The organism is Vibrio variabilis (genome assembly GCF_003263785.1).
GTDB classification, from domain to species: Bacteria; Pseudomonadota; Gammaproteobacteria; order Enterobacterales; family Vibrionaceae; genus Vibrio; species Vibrio variabilis.
The window spans coordinates 135,601-151,707 of the sequence record NZ_JYJK01000012.1; the positions used below are offsets into that span (position 1 = coordinate 135,601).

Below are 16,107 nucleotides of genomic sequence, written 5' to 3' on the forward strand. Positions count from 1 at the left end.
CCCAAAATTGGCAATCGTAGAATAGGGAGACTTTCAAACTGGCTAAGTAACAACGTGCAAACCCAAGTATCAACCCCATCGTTAATTCAACGCTCTATCCCTCAGCAAAACTACGTTCCGGTCGTCGAAGACCTAGTTGCATGCTTGAAATCGGGATTGAAGGAGAGCCTGCACAGCGTTTATGTCTATGGGTCTGTGGCGAATGGCACCGCGATACCAAACGTATCGAACCTTGATGTGGTGTTGGTGACTCATGCGCCCTTCTCGGTGAGCCAGAAATCATTGTTTAATTCGATTAACTGGCGATTTCAAAAAGACTTTCCCTTTGTTAAAGGACTTGCCATTCGTACGGCTCTAGTGAGTGAAGTCGCGTCACTCTCTGCTTTGTTTACTTGGGGCTTTTTGCTCAAGCAGTGCTGCACCAATGTCTATGGTGAGGATTTGTCCGAGTGCTTTGGCGACTATGTGCCGAGCTGGGAGATTGCCAAGCAGTGGAATATGGATATTGAGCAAAGTGCTGCGATGCTGAGAAAAGAAGTGGCGCTGGCAGAAGATGCGCAATCACAAGTCGAAGCCCAGCGCAAGTTAGCGAAAAAGCTCCTTAGAGCAGCCTATGGTTTGGTACTTCACAAAACTAAGCGTTGGTTAGATGATCCTATGGAAAGCGGTCGTGCATTTCTTGAATTCTACTCAACGGGAGCAGACGGTAGAGCGACTTGGGATATTGCTGGGCAACCGAGTCATACCAAAACGTTCTGTTGTCGGCCTTGTGGACGACTTTGCCCCTTGGCTTGTCAAAGAGTATCAAAAGACCGAGTTTAAGATTGGTTGAACGAGCCCTTTGTCTTTTGAGGCTCGCTAAGCTAGAACAGTCCCATTTGCGGGGCGCTCAAATCATCGAAGTTCATACCAATAAACGGCAAGATTGCCTCAGCAACTGGCCTTAACTGCTTATCAATGTAGTGTTGATAGTCGATAGGTGAGCGTTGATACTCTTTTGGCTCTGGTCCATTAACGGTAATCACATACTCGATGCGCCCACGATTTTGATATTGTAACGGCCGTCCCAATTGTTGGTTGATGTCATCCGCCATTCTCGCTGCTCGTACTTGCGGTGGAACATTCTTCTGATACTCGTGCAGCTTTCTGCGTAGCCTTTTCTGATAAACCAGCTGTGTATCATGCTCACCCCGAAGCGTTGATTCGACAAACTCGCGAACATAGTCTGCGGGATCTTGATGGTTAAACACCATCATATAAAGGGTTTGCTGAAACTCCTGTGACAGCGCCGTCCAGTCGGTACGCGCACTTTCCAACCCTTTAAAGATAAGCCGTGCATTGTCTCCTTCACCAATGAGACCTGCGTAGCGCTTCTTAGAGCCGGTTTCTGAGCCGCGTATGGTCGGCATTAGAAATCGCTGATAATGAGTTTCGTATTCCAGCTCCAAGATGGACGTTAAGTTGTATTCCTGCTTGAGGTGCTCAGTCCACCACTGGTTGATGGACGCCACTAACTCGTTACCCACCTTGTCTGCTTCTTTCGGGCCAAAAGCCGCATTTAATGACACGAAAGTAGAGTCTGTATCACCATAAATTACCTGATAGCCTTTTGCTTCAATCAGTTTCTTGGTGGTTTTCATGATTTCGTGTCCACGCATGGTGATGGAAGAGGCCAGCCTTGTGTCGAAAAAACGACAACCCGATGAGCCAAGCACACCATAAAATGAGTTCATGATGATCTTGATAGCCTGGGAAAACGCCTTTTCATTGTTGATTTTTGCGACATCACGCGCCTTCCACAATTCTTGGATTAAATTTGGAAGAAAATGCTGCGTTCTATGGAATTGGCCTCCTCTAAATCCTGCGACAGCTTGGTCGTCATTTTTGCCGATTTCTAGCTTTAGGCCTTCAATCAAGCCCATTGGATCAATCAAAAATGAGCGGATAATCGAAGGGTATAGACTCTTAAAGTCGAGAACCAAGACCGAATCATACAGACCGGGAATGGAATCCATCACATAACCGCCGGGGCTTGCCACCCAGTTCTCAGGATGCAAATTAGGAGCTGCGTAGTGAGCGCGGTGTAATCTCGGTAGGTAGAGATTGGTAAACGCCGCCACTGAACCACCGACACGGTCGAGTTCCACTCCCGTCAGCTTGGTGCGTTCAATGGCGAACTGTAGCAGGTGGGTATGGTCGAAAATACGGTTCACCAGTACACAGTCTTGCAAGTTGTACTTAGCAAGGGAAGGCTTGTCTCTGCGGAACATGGTGTTAATTTCATCCATGCGGTCGTGCACATTGTGGATGGCTTTTCCTTCGCCGAGCAGTTCCTGAGAGACAGACTCAAGGGACCAAGAACGAAAGTTATAGGTCGCGGTTTTAAGGGTATCTATTCCGTCTAGTACCACTCTGCCGGGCATAGTGATAAAGCTTTGCTGGCTAGAGGGAAGTGTGCGGAAGTAGATTTTTTGTTTATTGCGCCCAAGTGAGAGTACGACGTTATTAAACTCGGCTCGCTTGTTAAGCAGTTTGAAGTCGAAATCGATAACGCTCCAACCAACCACCACATCGGGGTCGAACGTTTGAAACCAATCATTGAGCGCAAGCAGCAGTGATTTCTCATCATTGACCCACTGAGTCGGCGTGTCACACTGTTGTGGCTCACCAATCATAATGACTCGACTGTCGCTTGGACTATCAAGGCCGATGGAATAAAGCACGCCCTTTTCTGAGCATTCAATGTCGAGCGATACAACTTTCAGCTCTGGTTGGTAATCGTGAGCCTTACACTTGGCTTCTGTAATACGTAGGAATTGGTTTGGTCTACCTGGATTGATGGTCTCAACTCGACCTGCTACGGCTAAGCTACCTTGAATATAGCGCTCCATTAGAAACCGGTCAGCCAGTTTGATGTCAGCCTCTAGTACGAGAATATCTGCCGCGATCAGTTTTTCATTTAGCTGGCGAGCCGCGGCGATAGAATCGCTATAAACCGCTATCAGAGCTGTGCCGTCAAAGCTCGACATCTCTATTTGTTTGAAACTGACGGTGAGCCCAGCATCATGCGCTACGCTTTGAACATGGTCTTGATCATCATTCGGCACAAAAAAGACGGGTTTTTGTCCTTCGATGAGAATCTGTGCGGGTCCTTGGGGCGTAGATAGCCACAGTTCTATCTGCGGGCCAAAGCGAGTATCTCTGGCTTGACGGGTTAATAAAAAACCTTGATGAATGTCCAAATGAAGTGAATTCCTACATGGTGCGCTGAGCTAGAGTAAATTTTGTGTAAGTCCTTACTCAATGATAGCCCTGAGTGATAGCCAAGTGTAACAAAGGTCCCTCTTGAGCCAAAGTTTCTCAAATTGGGCTAAACTTTAGTGGCAGTACTAGATTTCTAGAATAGTGATTTATATCGATATTTTGCAAATATGTAGCGGATGGTGTGATAAGTGTTTCATAGTGGGTTAAAGTGGATTTATGCCCATAAATCGGGGGTTACGTTAGAGATAACTAATGGTTGTATGATTTGTAACCTGATGATTTTAAAGTTTTTATGATTGACGACGTTGAATCTTCGTCGTAATGTGTTTCGCAAACTATGCGCCCGTGCACGATTTGTATGGGAGCTTTTAAACGTAAGATGAGGTATGATAGTCAGCCATGCTGCTATCCACTAACCTCAAGTGGTCGCAGAGCCAATAGATAAGTGTGGAGATACAAGTTTGATTAATGTTTTCCTTGTAGATGATCACGAACTGGTTCGCACAGGGATACGACGTATTATTGAAGACGTCCGTGGAATGAATGTGGCAGGGGAAGCTGACAGTGGTGAAGAAGCCGTAAAATGGTGTCGTAGCAACCATGTTGACGTCATTTTAATGGACATGAATATGCCTGGTATTGGTGGACTTGAAGCGACGAAAAAGATCCTTCGCCACAATCCAGACATTAAGATCATCGTGTTAACTGTGCATACGGAAAACCCATTTCCGACAAAAGTTATGCAGGCAGGTGCCGCAGGCTACCTGACCAAGGGCGCTGCGCCAGATGAAATGGTGAATGCCATTCGTCTTGTCAACAGCGGTCAGCGTTACATCTCTCCTGAGATTGCTCAGCAGATGGCGCTTAGCAATTTTCATCAGCATCAGAAAACCCGTTCAAAGATCTCTCTGAACGTGAACTTCAGATCATGATGATGATTACCAAAGGCCAAAAGGTAACGGATATCTCAGAGCAACTGAGCTTGAGTCCGAAAACCGTGAATAGCTATAGATATCGACTGTTCAGTAAGCTCGATATTAACGGTGATGTTGAACTCACTCACTTAGCAATTCGACATGGAATGCTAGATACTGAGACCCTTTAGTTGAGACAGTATCGTGTCGGACACCATTTTTGACTCAACATCCTTTCTCAAAACCGTAACAAACCAACCCGGCGTCTACCGTATGTACGACGCCGAGTCGGTCGTTATCTACGTCGGTAAAGCCAAAGATCTCAAAAAGCGCCTTTCTAGCTATTTCCGCAAGCGAGTCGATAGCGAGAAAACCCGCGCGCTAGTCAGTAACATCCATAAAATTGATGTCACGGTTACACACACCGAAACCGAAGCGCTGATCCTCGAACACAACTACATCAAACAGTACCTTCCTAAATACAACGTACTGCTTCGTGATGATAAGTCTTACCCGTATATCTTTTTGTCAGGTCATAAACATCCACGACTTTCGATGCATCGCGGAGCCAGACGGAAAAAAGGCGAGTACTTCGGGCCATACCCAGACTCTGGAGCGGTTAGACAAACTCTTCACCTGCTACAAAGGATTTTCCCTGTTCGTCAGTGCGAAGACTCTGTCTATGCTAATCGCAGTCGCCCATGCTTGATGTACCAAATCGGTCGCTGTGCCGGGCCTTGTGTTAGCTCAATTATCTCTGATGAAGAATACGACGAGTTGGTCGGTTTGCTGCGTCTGTTTTTGCAAGGCAAAGATAAAAATGTGGTGCAGATGCTGGTGGAGAAAATGGATGAGGCGAGTCGTAATCTCGCCTTTGAAAACGCTGCCAAATACCGCGACCAGATCCAAGCTATCCGACGTGTCCAGGAGCAGCAATTTGTCTCTGAAGACAGTGACGATGACATGGATGTGCTGGGTTTTGCGCAAGAAAATGGTGTGGCTTGTGTCCATATATTGATGATTCGCCAAGGGAAAATCCTGGGCAGTCGTAGCCATTTTCCTAAGATCCCGAATAATACAGAGCAAGCTGAAGTGTTTTACAGCTTCTTGAGTCAGTATTACCTCAATCATTCGGAATCACGAACGATACCAACGCGAATCATTTTGAATGACGGTTTGGTGGAAGACGTCAATGACATGTCGAAAGCCCTGACTGAAATCGCCGGTCGTAAGGTTGTTTTCCATATCAATCCTACTGGAGCAAGAGGGCGATACCTTAAGCTATCGAACACGAATGCACTGACGGCGATCACCACCAAGATCAATCATAAGATGACGATCAACCAGCGCTTCAAAGCCCTTCAAGAGGCATTGAGCATCGAGAACATCAGTCGCATGGAATGTTTCGATATCAGTCATACCATGGGTGAGAACACCATTGCTTCTTGCGTGGTATTCAATCAAGAGGGGCCGGTGAAACAAGAGTATCGCCGGTATAACATTACAGGTATAACCGGTGGCGATGACTATGCCGCAATGGGGCAAGTACTTGAGCGCCGCTACTCGAAGCAAATCGATGTCGACAAAATTCCTGATATTATCTTTATCGATGGTGGTAAAGGTCAGCTCAATCGCGCCGTCGATATTGTCTCTGAATACTGGGATGATTGGCCGAAACGTCCACTAATGATGGGTATTGCTAAAGGTGTCACTCGTAAACCGGGTCTGGAGACTTTAATTGCTCCTGAAGGGCGTGAGTTTAATTTACCGAGTGACGCACCAGCGCTGCATCTTATCCAGCATATTCGCGACGAGAGTCATAATCATGCGATAGCGGGGCATAGAGCAAAACGTGCGAAAGCTCGTCGTACCAGTCCACTAGAGGGCATTGAAGGAATCGGCCCGAAACGTCGCCAGTCACTACTGAAATACATGGGCGGCTTACAAGAGCTGAAACGTGCAAGTGTAGAAGAAATCGCCAAAGTACCAGGAATTAGCAAATCTTTGGCAGAAAACATCTATCAAGCATTGAAACAGTGATGAAAATCCCGCAACATAAACAGGCAGTAAAAAAGAGCCGATAATAATATGCGTTTAAACATCCCTAACATTCTGTCTTTGTTGAGATTATTTCTCATCCCCGTGTTCGTCGTTGCATTCTATCTTCCGTATAGTTGGGCGCCGTTTGCCGCCGCTATGATTTTCTGGGTGGCAGGCTTCACTGACTGGCTCGATGGAATGTTAGCGAGAAAGCTTGGGCAAACGTCTCGTTTTGGTGCTTTCATTGATCCGGTAGCGGATAAAGTCCTAGTCGCCACCGCACTTATTCTCATCACTGAACATTACCATTCCATTTGGGTCACCATTCCTGCAGTGACCATGATTGCCCGAGAAATCATTATTTCAGCACTGCGAGAGTGGATGGCCGAGATTGGCAAACGAGCCAGCGTAGCAGTGTCTTGGGTGGGCAAGGTTAAAACCGTTTCTCAAATGTTTGCACTCTGGGTTCTTATTTGGCGTTATGACGACTGGATGATCTGGGTCGGTTATGTAGCGCTGTATGTCGCAACTGTTTTGACTTACTGGTCAATGATGCAATACCTTGCAGCGGCAAAAGACGATTTGCTTAATGCAGATAAGTAGTTAGCGGATTACCACAGCAGTATTGAGTACTAAGGCGAGCATTAAGCTCGCCTTTTTGCTTTTTAGCTCAGTTCAAAATTTGCATGGGTAGGGGCTAGAAGGCCTAGAAGTCGGCTCAAATCAAACATCGCGGTTAGGTGTCTTTTAGTAATTTGACAAGTTTTCTAGTCCTAAATGTGCATGTTTTTGCTAGAAAATTGAGCAAATTAGCGGTTTTTGGGTATTTCTTGGTCAAACGATTCAAAATATCAAAAAACGTGTTGACTCATTTTCCTGATTGCGTAAAATGCCTCCCGTACTCAAGAGGAACTGCTCAAAACGAAAGTGAAGAGCAAGGCTTCAAGGGAAACAAGAAGGCGCCTTGGCAGAGTGGCTATGCAGCGGATTGCAAATCCGTGGACCTCGGTTCGACTCCGGGAGGCGCCTCCATTCTCTCTTTGAGAATATGCGACACTAGCTCAGTTGGTAGAGCGCAACCTTGCCAAGGTTGAGGTCACGAGTTCGAACCTCGTGTGTCGCTCCAAATTATAGTGATATGGCCTTGAAGGCGGTATCAAGATGGTGTCTCCATCGCAAAGGATTTTGCGTGCCCTGGTGGTGGAATTGGTAGACACAAGGGATTTAAAATCCCTCGACGTTCGCGTTGTGCCGGTTCAAGTCCGGCCCGGGGCACCATCTCAAATTTAGTCTGAAAAGACACATGCGACACTAGCTCAGTTGGTAGAGCGCAACCTTGCCAAGGTTGAGGTCACGAGTTCGAACCTCGTGTGTCGCTCCAAACATTAAAACCCCAGCAGAAATGCTGGGGTTTTTTCATTCTGACACTTTTCCACTTTTAGCCTTTATCTTACTGATTCTTTTTGCAATGATGTCCGTACTAAAAGCACTCTAATCGTAAATCGAGGCCTCTATGTTTACCGGTATCATTCAATCCGTTGCCACCATTGATAAAATTACAGACCTTAATGGTATCCGCACTTTTGAAATTGACTTTGAAGAAGGCTTTTGTGTCGATGTCGAAATTGGTGCCAGCATTGCTGTAGATGGCGTCTGTTTAACGGTAACCGAGATCCAAACTGACAAGCGTTTGTCGTTCGATGTGATGTTGCAGAGTCTCAACATCACCACGTTAAGTTCATTTGAACAAGGACAAGTCATCAATGTTGAGCGTGCAGCTAAAGATGGTGCCGAAATTGGTGGTCACCCTTTATCAGGGCATGTGGACTTTAAAACCCCTTTAGTGGCCGTAGAGCAGCAAGAAGATAACTATCGCATCAAGTTCCAATTGCCTAAAGAGTGGAAGCCGTATGTGTTCCCTAAGGGTTATATCGCAATCAATGGCGCGAGTTTGACGGTGTCTGAGGTCGATAAGCAAGAGGGCTGGTTCGATGTTTGGCTTATTCCAGAGACTCGCCGCATGACAACCTTTGAGGGTAAAGGTGTAGGCGATGACGTCAATATCGAGATTGAACGCGGCACGCAAGTTATCGTCGACACAGTGAGAGACACTATCGCAGACACATTAGGGCCACTTTTACCTATGTTTGAAAAGTTCTTGGAACAAAATGGCGTGGATGTAGACACCATTGGCCAAGCCACGACTAAGAGCTTGAGCGATAAGAAAGATCAGTAAACATGTTTAGAAAAGCCGCCTCCAAAGAGGTGGCTTTTTTTATGGTATCGGTTTGATATCGTTAACAAATACTTTATAAATTGAGCAACACTTCCACCGATAAAACGGTTGCGATGATAATGAGTTCTATGTTACTTTCCCGCCCAATCTCGGAACGATTCTGGGGGATACGCGTCGTAACCATTCAAGCTGATTGTGATACGACGTAGGGTAGGTACTGGTTATGCCAATAATCAGTAGACGGGATACTGATGCCTGGACAGGCATATTTATGGGAAACCCAACATTGAAACACATTAACTCTCACTCAAAAATCAGCTTTGTACTTCCAAACTGTGTATTGCGCGTAAATCGTAGTATCACAGAGCCTTGATTTTCAACATCGATCTATTTTCCTAGCGCGATTGCGTTGGGCTTCGTCACATCTGTTATTCAGGTGGGGCTCGTTTTGTTGTTCGCGTAACAGCCAATTCTGTACGCGTAAAATCAGGTTACAAGTAAATGAGTACAGCATTCGAATTTGATTCCAAAGAATTCGCGTCTTCGATTTCCGTGCAAGTTCCGCATGTCGAAGGCACCTACGATCTAACCCCAGATCAAGTTCTACTAGACCAAGCTGAGCATGAATCAGAAGTACGTTCGTATCCGCGACGTCTTCCGATTGCCATTAAGCGTGCCTATGGTGCCTTAGTGGAAGATACTCGCGGTCAGATCTTCTTAGACTGTCTGGCTGGCGCTGGCACCTTGGCGATGGGATATAACCACCCTGAAATAAACCAAGCCCTAAAAGAGCAGCTAGATTCTGGCCTGCCATATCAAACACTCGATATCACGACAGAAGCCAAAGACCGTTTTATTAAACGTGTTAAAGCCTTCCTGCCAGAGCAATTTGCTGCGGATTCTGTGATTCAGTTTTGTGGCCCTTCTGGGGCTGATGCGGTGGAAGCGGCGATCAAGCTTGCTAAGCAAACCACAGGCCGCAACACCATGTTTGCCTTTCGCGGTGCTTACCACGGCATGACCAATGGCACCATGGGTATGATGGGTAATCTTGGTACCAAGCGCGTCGCACTGGACTTATGTCCGATGTGCACTTTATGCCATTCCCATACAGCTTGCGTTGCCCGTTTGGACTTGGTGGTGATGCGGGTGCTAAGCAAAGCATTCGCTACATCGAGCGCCTGCTTAATGACGACGAAGCGGGCATCATGAAACCTGCGGCGATCATCGTTGAGCCTGTGCAAGGTGAAGGCGGTGTGATTCCAGCTCCAGCGTTTTGGCTCAAAGAGCTGCGCAGGATCTGTGATGAGCATGAAATCTTACTGATTCTGGATGAGATCCAGTGTGGCGTAGGTAAAACGGGTTACCGATTTGCGTTCGAAGAAGCGGGCATCAGCCCAGACATTCTTTGTCTTTCGAAAGCGATTGGTGGCGGTTTGCCAATGTCGATCTTAGTGTTCAACAAAAAGGTCGATACCTGGAATGCGGGTGAACACACAGGCACATTCCGTGGTAACCAATTAGCGATGGTGTCGGGTGCGAAAGCACTAGAGATCATCGAGCGTGACAACCTTGTTGAGCACGCGAGCATCGCCGGTGAATACCTGCGCCTAGGTCTAAACAAAATCAAAGATCGCGTAAACTGCATTGCGGAAGTTCGCGGCAAAGGCCTGATGCTAGGTGTTGAGATCGTTAAGCCAAACGCTGAACACAACAAGTTTGGTGAGCCAGTTGCTGATGGCGAACTGACACTTGCGATTCAACGCGCTGCGCTCGAGCGTGGACTAATGGTTGAGAAGGGCGGTCGTGACGGTTCAGTCATTCGCTTCCTTCCACCCCTTATTATTAGCTTTGAGCAGATTGACTTTGCGCTACGCACTATCGAAGAAGCGATCATTGTTGCTGGTGGCGGCGAGAAAGCCGAGCGTGAGGCGAAGGAATCTAGCTGGCGAAAGCACTTCATCCATACCGGTGAACAAGGCGCAACGGAATTTGCTCAGGTGATGAATCACACCACTCAAGCGATGAAAGAAGTGTTTGAGAAGGTCAGCAAACCCTATTCTGGCTTGGATCCGAAGACGCTCGAAAACCTTATCAATGACGTCAATCTTGATAGTCAAAACAATAGCCTGCAAAGTGTAGTGGATGAAACAGCAGGACTCGTTGCTGAACACTCAATCTTCACTCAACACCCAGACTGTATTGCTCATTTGCACACCCCTCCGCTCATGCCTGCGGTCGCCGCAGAAGCCATGATTGCGGCGCTAAACCAGTCGATGGATTCTTGGGATCAAGCATCTGCTGCAACCTATGTTGAGCAAAAGGTACTGGACTGGCTGTGCGAGCGTTATGAGCTTGGCGACAATGCGGATGGCATTTTCACCAGTGGCGGTACGCAGAGTAACTTGATGGGTTTGCTGCTCGCTCGTGACCGTGTTGCTGACATCACTGACGGTCACTCTATTCAGAAACTTGGCCTGCCAAGCTACGCCGATAAACTGCGGATTGTATGCTCAGACAAGTCACACTTCACGGTACAGAAGTCAGCGTCACTGCTTGGTCTTGGTGAAAAAGCGGTGCATTGTGTGGCAACTCACGACAATGGCACGATTAACACCGATGCTTTGCTTGCGGACATCACAGCACTTAAGGAAGAAGGACTTATCCCGTTTGCATTGGTTGGCACCGCTGGCACCACAGACCACGGCGCGATTGATGACCTCGCTGCACTCGCTGATATCTCCGCTCAGTTTGGTCTTTGGTTCCATGTTGACAGTGCTTACGGTGGCGCTCTGATTTTGAGCAGTCATAAAGACAAGCTTCAAGGCATCGAAAAAGCCGATTCCGTGAGTGTCGATTTCCATAAGCTGTTCTATCAAACAATCAGCTGTGGCTCACTGCTTGTTAAAGACAAAGCTAACTTCAAATACCTGCTTCATCATGCTGATTACCTCAACCGCGAACATGATGAGCTGCCGAACTTGGTCGATAAATCCATCGCGACGACCAAGCGTTTTGATGCGTTGAAGGTCTTCATGACCATGCAAAACGTTGGTCCAGACGCACTAGGTGACATGTACGATCATCTAATGGATCAAACTCAGCAAGTGGCTAAGCTTGTTAAAGCACATCCGCAGTTTGAGCTATTGGCAGAGCCGTCGCTATCAACGGTTCTATTCAGAGCGGTAAACAGTGATGCGGATGACCTAGAGCAGCTTAACAAAACAATTCGTATCGAAGCGCTGACTCGCGGCGTTGCGGTACTCGGGGAGACGGTAGTAAACGGCCACTCGGCACTGAAATTTACCATCTTAAACCCTTGCTTGAAGCTATCGGATTTCGAGACGCTTCTGAACAATATTCATCAATTAGCCCTTGAGCTAACTAACTCTCACTAAGAGAAAAAGGAAACAAAACAAATGGCAATTCTACAAATTGGTGCTGGTGGTGTTGGTTGGGTAGTCGCGCACAAAGCGGCTCAAAACAACGATGTGCTGGGTGATATCACAATCGCTTCACGCACTGTAGCGAAATGCGAAAAAATCATTGAGTCAATCAAGGGCAAAAATAACCTAAAAGATTCAACTAAAAAGCTAGAAGCTCGCGCTGTTAATGCAGACGATGTTGAAGCGCTAGTAGCTTTGATCAACGAAGTAAAACCGGATCTTGTGATTAACGCAGGTCCTCCTTGGGTGAACATCACCATCATGGAAGCGTGTCTACAAGCGAAGGTGTCTTATCTAGATACATCCGTTGCGGTAGACCTATGTTCTGAAGGCCAGCAAGTACCACAAGCGTACGACTGGCAGTGGGGCTTCCGCGACAAGTTCAAAGAAGCAGGTATCACAGGCATCCTAGGTGCCGGTTTTGATCCAGGTGTTGTAAGTGTCTTTGCCGCTTACGCAGTGAAGCACTTGTTCGATGAGATTGATACTATCGATGTTATGGACGTAAACGCGGGTGATCACGGTAAGAAGTTTGCAACCAACTTCGACCCAGAAACCAACATGCTTGAAATCCAAGGCGACTCTTTCTACTGGGAAAACGGCGAGTGGAAGCAAGTGGAGTGTCACTCTCGTATGCTTGAGTTTGATTTCCCACTAGTCGGTAAGCACAAGGTTTACTCTATGGCGCACGATGAAGTTCGTTCAATGCAAGAGTTCATCCCTGCAAAACGTATCGAATTCTGGATGGGCTTCGGTGATACTTACTTGAACTACTTCAACTGCATGCGCGATATTGGCCTACTTAGTCCAGACCCACTTACACTGCACGATGGTACAGTCGTACAGCCACTACACGTGCTAAAAGCGCTTTTACCAGACCCAACTTCTCTAGCTCCAGGTTACACAGGTAAAACCTGTATCGGTACTTGGGTTCAAGGTAAGAAAGACGGAAAAGAGCGCTCAGTATTTATCTACAACAACGCTGATCACGAAGTGGCGTACGAAGACGTTGAACACCAAGCGATTTCATACACCACAGGTGTTCCGGCGATTACTGCAGCACTTCAGTATTTCCGCGGCAAGTGGGCAGAGGCTGGCGTGTTTAACATGGAACAGCTAGACCCAGATCCGTTCTTGGAAACAATGCCAGAGATTGGTTTGGATTGGCATGTTCAGGAATTGGAAGTGGGTGCGCCAGACATCCAGATCCTCAAGTAAGAAGTTGAGGTCCTAGGCCCTGGAGCCTAGGACCTAGGACCTAGGACCATTAAAGTGAACAAATCCCAACTAAAAACCCCATACTTCATGATCAACGAATCCAAGCTGATTGAAAACCTAGAGAAAGCCAAACAGCTCAAAGAGATCTCAGGCGTCAAACTGGTGCTCGCATTGAAGTGTTTCTCAACATGGGGTGTTTTCGACATCATCAAACCATATCTCGATGGCTCAACCAGCAGTGGTCCGTTTGAGGTAAAACTTGGTCACGAAACCTTTGGTGGTGAAACGCACGCTTACAGTGTGGGATACACCGAAGACGATGTACGTGAAGTGGCGGATATCTGTGACAAGATGATTTTTAACTCTCAGTCTCAGTTAGCTGCTTACCGCCATATTGTCGAAGGCAAAGCGTCTTTGGGGTTAAGACTTAATCCGGGCGTTAGCTATGCTGGACAAGATCTGGCAAACCCTGCGCGTAAGTATTCACGCCTTGGCGTGCAAGCGGACCATATCGACCCAGCTGTGTTTGATAGTATCGACGGCGTTATGTTCCACATGAACTGTGAAAACAAAGATGTGGACGCATTCATTGGTTTACTTGATGCAATTTCGGAGCAGTTTGGTGAGCACCTCGACAAGCTGGACTGGGTGAGCATGGGCGGCGGCGTGTTCTTTACTTGGCCTGGCTATGACATTGCAAAGCTTGGTGCAGCGCTAAAAGCATTTTCTGACAAACACGGTGTTCAGATGTATCTGGAGCCGGGGGAAGCCATCATCACCAAAACGACTGATCTCGTCGTGACTGTGGTGGATATTGTCGAGAATGAAAAGAAAACCGCCATTGTTAACTCAGCCACTGAAGCGCACCGTTTAGATACTTTAATCTACGATGAGCCTGCATCGATTCTGGAAGCCAATCCACAAGGCGAGCATGAGTATGTAATTGGTTCGTGTTCTTGCCTTGCTGGAGATCAGTTCTGTGTGGCCAATTTTGATGAGCCATTAAAAGTCGGTCAGCAGTTACATATTATGGATAGTGCTGGCTACACCATGGTGAAGCTGAACTGGTTTAATGGATTAAAGATGCCATCCATCTACTGCGAGCGTTCTTCAGGCGACATCGAAAAACTCAATGAGTTTGGTTACGAAGACTTCAAGCGTTCACTGTCTCAGTGGTCGGTGAGCTAATTGATATTAGTCGGTAATCGAATAAAACAGGCAAGCACTTAGGGCTTGCCTGTTTTTTTATAAGCCCCTATCTTTTAACAAGATATACGGTACGCGCTTCACTTTTCTCAAGGAGTCTTTTCTGATGAAGAAATCATTCTCTGCCAGGTTATTTGGGCTGATCATAGTGCTGTTCAGCTTGTCTGGGTGCGTGAGCTACAGTATTACAGAGCAAGAGATGACCGATTACCTTAACCAAAACCTGAGGCTTGAACAGGCCGTAGGAATTGAGGATATGCTGTATGCAAAAGTGTCAGTTGATGACTTGAGAGTGAATATTGGACGCAGCGACAAAGACAGAGTTGCAGTGTTTGCCAATACCACTGCTGAGCTGCACATGATGAGCCAACCAGAGATTAACTTAGATCTGGATATCGAATTTAGTGCCATACCGAGCTACAAGAAAGAGACGGGTGAGGTGTTTCTCCAGTCCCTTAGACTAGAGCGCTTAGATGAAGATGGCACTGTGTTAACCCCGGAGATCAGGCAACTCATTAAGCCAGCTGTCGCATTGATTGGTAATGCCGTTTCGAGCTATCCCGTGTATCAACTTGATGAAACCACGGTAAAGCAGTCACTGCTTAAATCCTCAAGCCCTGAAGTGAAGGTAGAGGACAACAAATTAGTTATCGATTTTTTTGAGTAGACCGAGATTTTTGAAGCACTAAGTGATCTGGTTTGACCAGGTTGGACTATTATGGATAATTCATTCAATTAATTGGAAAAATGGCGGAAGGGCTCCCTTGCCGTCAACAGCAAAAGGACTGTTCATGATCAGCAAAATTTTCACCACTCTGATACTCGTTCTTATCGGCTACATGTTTTACAAAAATAATAGCATGCCGTCCTATTTAGGCGTGGATGATGGACAGTTATCGCGAATGCCTTCTACTCCAAATGCCGTTTCTTCGCAGACCAAAATTCCAGAGAAACAGGTACAACCTATTGCGTTTGACGACTTAGCGACAGCCAAAGCTCGCGCATTGGCAGCACTTAAAACCTTAGGTCGCAATGAAGTTGTGACGGACAATGGCGATTATGTTCATGCCGTGTTTACTACGCCGTTGATGCGCTTTCATGATGATGTCGAGCTGTATTTTGACGCGGACAATGGTGTGATGCATTACCGCTCTCAGTCGCGTACCGGATACAGCGATGCAGGTGTTAACCGTGCTCGCTATGATGAGTTTGTAAAAGCGTTCCAGCAAGCCAACGGCTGACCTCTGAAAGCGATTCTCCTCACTGGCGGTCTGATTAAGTATCTGACAATGTGAGGAGAGAAACATGCGCTCTATTCTTCCTGTACTTTCATTCGTTACATTTCTGCTTGCCCCTTCGTTTGGATTGGCTAAATCCCTCAATGGCTTTGAGTTAAACAATGCCACCGTACCGCTCAATTTGATTCAAAGTGGAGGCCCACCTCGAGATGGCATACCTGCACTGACCGATCCCAAATTTGAATTGGGTAGTCGCACAAAAAGTGTTAAGCCACGAGATGTGGTTCTGGGGTTAGTCATCAATGATGAAGCAAAAGCCTATCCACTGAACATTTTGAATTGGCATGAGATCGTCAATGATACTGTTGGTGGAGAACGAGTCGTAGTGAGCTACTGCCCACTTTGTGGTAGCGGGATGGCGTTTAGTAGCAAGCTAAAGGGAATGGAGAGCGTGAACTGGAGTTTGGTGTATCGGGTTTGTTGTATAGCTCAGATGTGCTGATGTATGACCGTGAAACCGAGTCACTTTGGTCACAGATCCACGG

Annotated in this window: 8 protein-coding genes, 4 tRNA genes and 4 pseudogenes; 15 read left to right on the forward strand and 1 reads right to left on the reverse strand. The window is 46.8% G+C overall.

Going from position 1 to position 16,107, the window contains the following annotated elements:
- The first annotated feature begins 84 nt into the window (after positions 1–84).
- Positions 85–832: pseudogene (locus tag TZ48_RS03060) on the forward strand (nucleotidyltransferase family protein).
- 31 nt (positions 833–863) lie between these two features.
- On the opposite strand, the gene TZ48_RS03065 reads toward TZ48_RS03060, so the two are convergent.
- Entirely contained in the window at positions 864–3,242 is a 2,379-nt protein-coding gene (locus tag TZ48_RS03065; RefSeq protein ID WP_112478217.1) for a DNA polymerase II, read from the reverse strand.
- 483 nt (positions 3,243–3,725) lie between these two features.
- Here TZ48_RS03065 and uvrY point away from each other — a divergent pair.
- From uvrY to TZ48_RS03135, 14 genes and pseudogenes are all read left to right on the forward strand, one after another.
- Positions 3,726–4,369 (forward strand): annotated as a pseudogene (gene uvrY / locus TZ48_RS03070) (UvrY/SirA/GacA family response regulator transcription factor).
- Between the two features lie 13 nt (positions 4,370–4,382).
- Positions 4,383–6,218 (forward strand): excinuclease ABC subunit UvrC, encoded by a 1,836-nt coding sequence (gene uvrC / locus TZ48_RS03075; RefSeq protein WP_162674475.1) that lies wholly within the window; start codon positions 4,383–4,385, stop codon positions 6,216–6,218.
- 48 nt (positions 6,219–6,266) lie between these two features.
- Positions 6,267–6,821, forward strand: a complete 555-nt coding sequence (pgsA, locus tag TZ48_RS03080) for a CDP-diacylglycerol--glycerol-3-phosphate 3-phosphatidyltransferase (RefSeq protein ID WP_042499384.1) — start codon at positions 6,267–6,269, stop codon at positions 6,819–6,821.
- Positions 6,822–7,176: 355 nt separating this feature from the next.
- Positions 7,177–7,250: transfer RNA gene (locus TZ48_RS03085), tRNA-Cys, on the forward strand.
- Between the two features lie 18 nt (positions 7,251–7,268).
- Positions 7,269–7,344: transfer RNA gene (locus tag TZ48_RS03090), tRNA-Gly, on the forward strand.
- A gap of 65 nt (positions 7,345–7,409) precedes the next feature.
- A tRNA-Leu gene (locus tag TZ48_RS03095) sits at positions 7,410–7,496 on the forward strand.
- Between the two features lie 27 nt (positions 7,497–7,523).
- Positions 7,524–7,599: transfer RNA gene (locus TZ48_RS03100), tRNA-Gly, on the forward strand.
- Between the two features lie 132 nt (positions 7,600–7,731).
- On the forward strand, positions 7,732–8,454 hold the full coding sequence (locus TZ48_RS03105; RefSeq protein WP_112478218.1) for a riboflavin synthase subunit alpha: 723 nt from the start codon (positions 7,732–7,734) through the stop codon (positions 8,452–8,454).
- Positions 8,455–8,955: 501 nt separating this feature from the next.
- Positions 8,956–11,852, forward strand: a pseudogene (locus TZ48_RS03110) (diaminobutyrate--2-oxoglutarate transaminase family protein).
- Between the two features lie 21 nt (positions 11,853–11,873).
- On the forward strand, positions 11,874–13,118 hold the full coding sequence (locus TZ48_RS03115) for a carboxynorspermidine synthase (protein WP_112478219.1): 1,245 nt from the start codon (positions 11,874–11,876) through the stop codon (positions 13,116–13,118).
- A 54-nt stretch (positions 13,119–13,172) separates the two neighbouring features.
- Positions 13,173–14,306 carry a carboxynorspermidine decarboxylase gene (nspC, locus tag TZ48_RS03120; RefSeq protein WP_112478220.1) on the forward strand — a complete coding sequence of 378 codons (1,134 nt, stop codon included), beginning with the start codon at positions 13,173–13,175 and terminating at the stop codon, positions 14,304–14,306.
- Between the two features lie 124 nt (positions 14,307–14,430).
- On the forward strand, positions 14,431–14,991 hold the full coding sequence (locus TZ48_RS03125; protein ID WP_112478221.1) for a YceB family lipoprotein: 561 nt from the start codon (positions 14,431–14,433) through the stop codon (positions 14,989–14,991).
- 124 nt (positions 14,992–15,115) lie between these two features.
- Positions 15,116–15,565, forward strand: a complete 450-nt coding sequence (locus tag TZ48_RS03130; protein WP_112478222.1) for a DUF1499 domain-containing protein — start codon at positions 15,116–15,118, stop codon at positions 15,563–15,565.
- Positions 15,566–15,629: 64 nt separating this feature from the next.
- Positions 15,630–16,107, forward strand: a pseudogene (locus TZ48_RS03135) (DUF3179 domain-containing (seleno)protein); the annotation flags it as partial.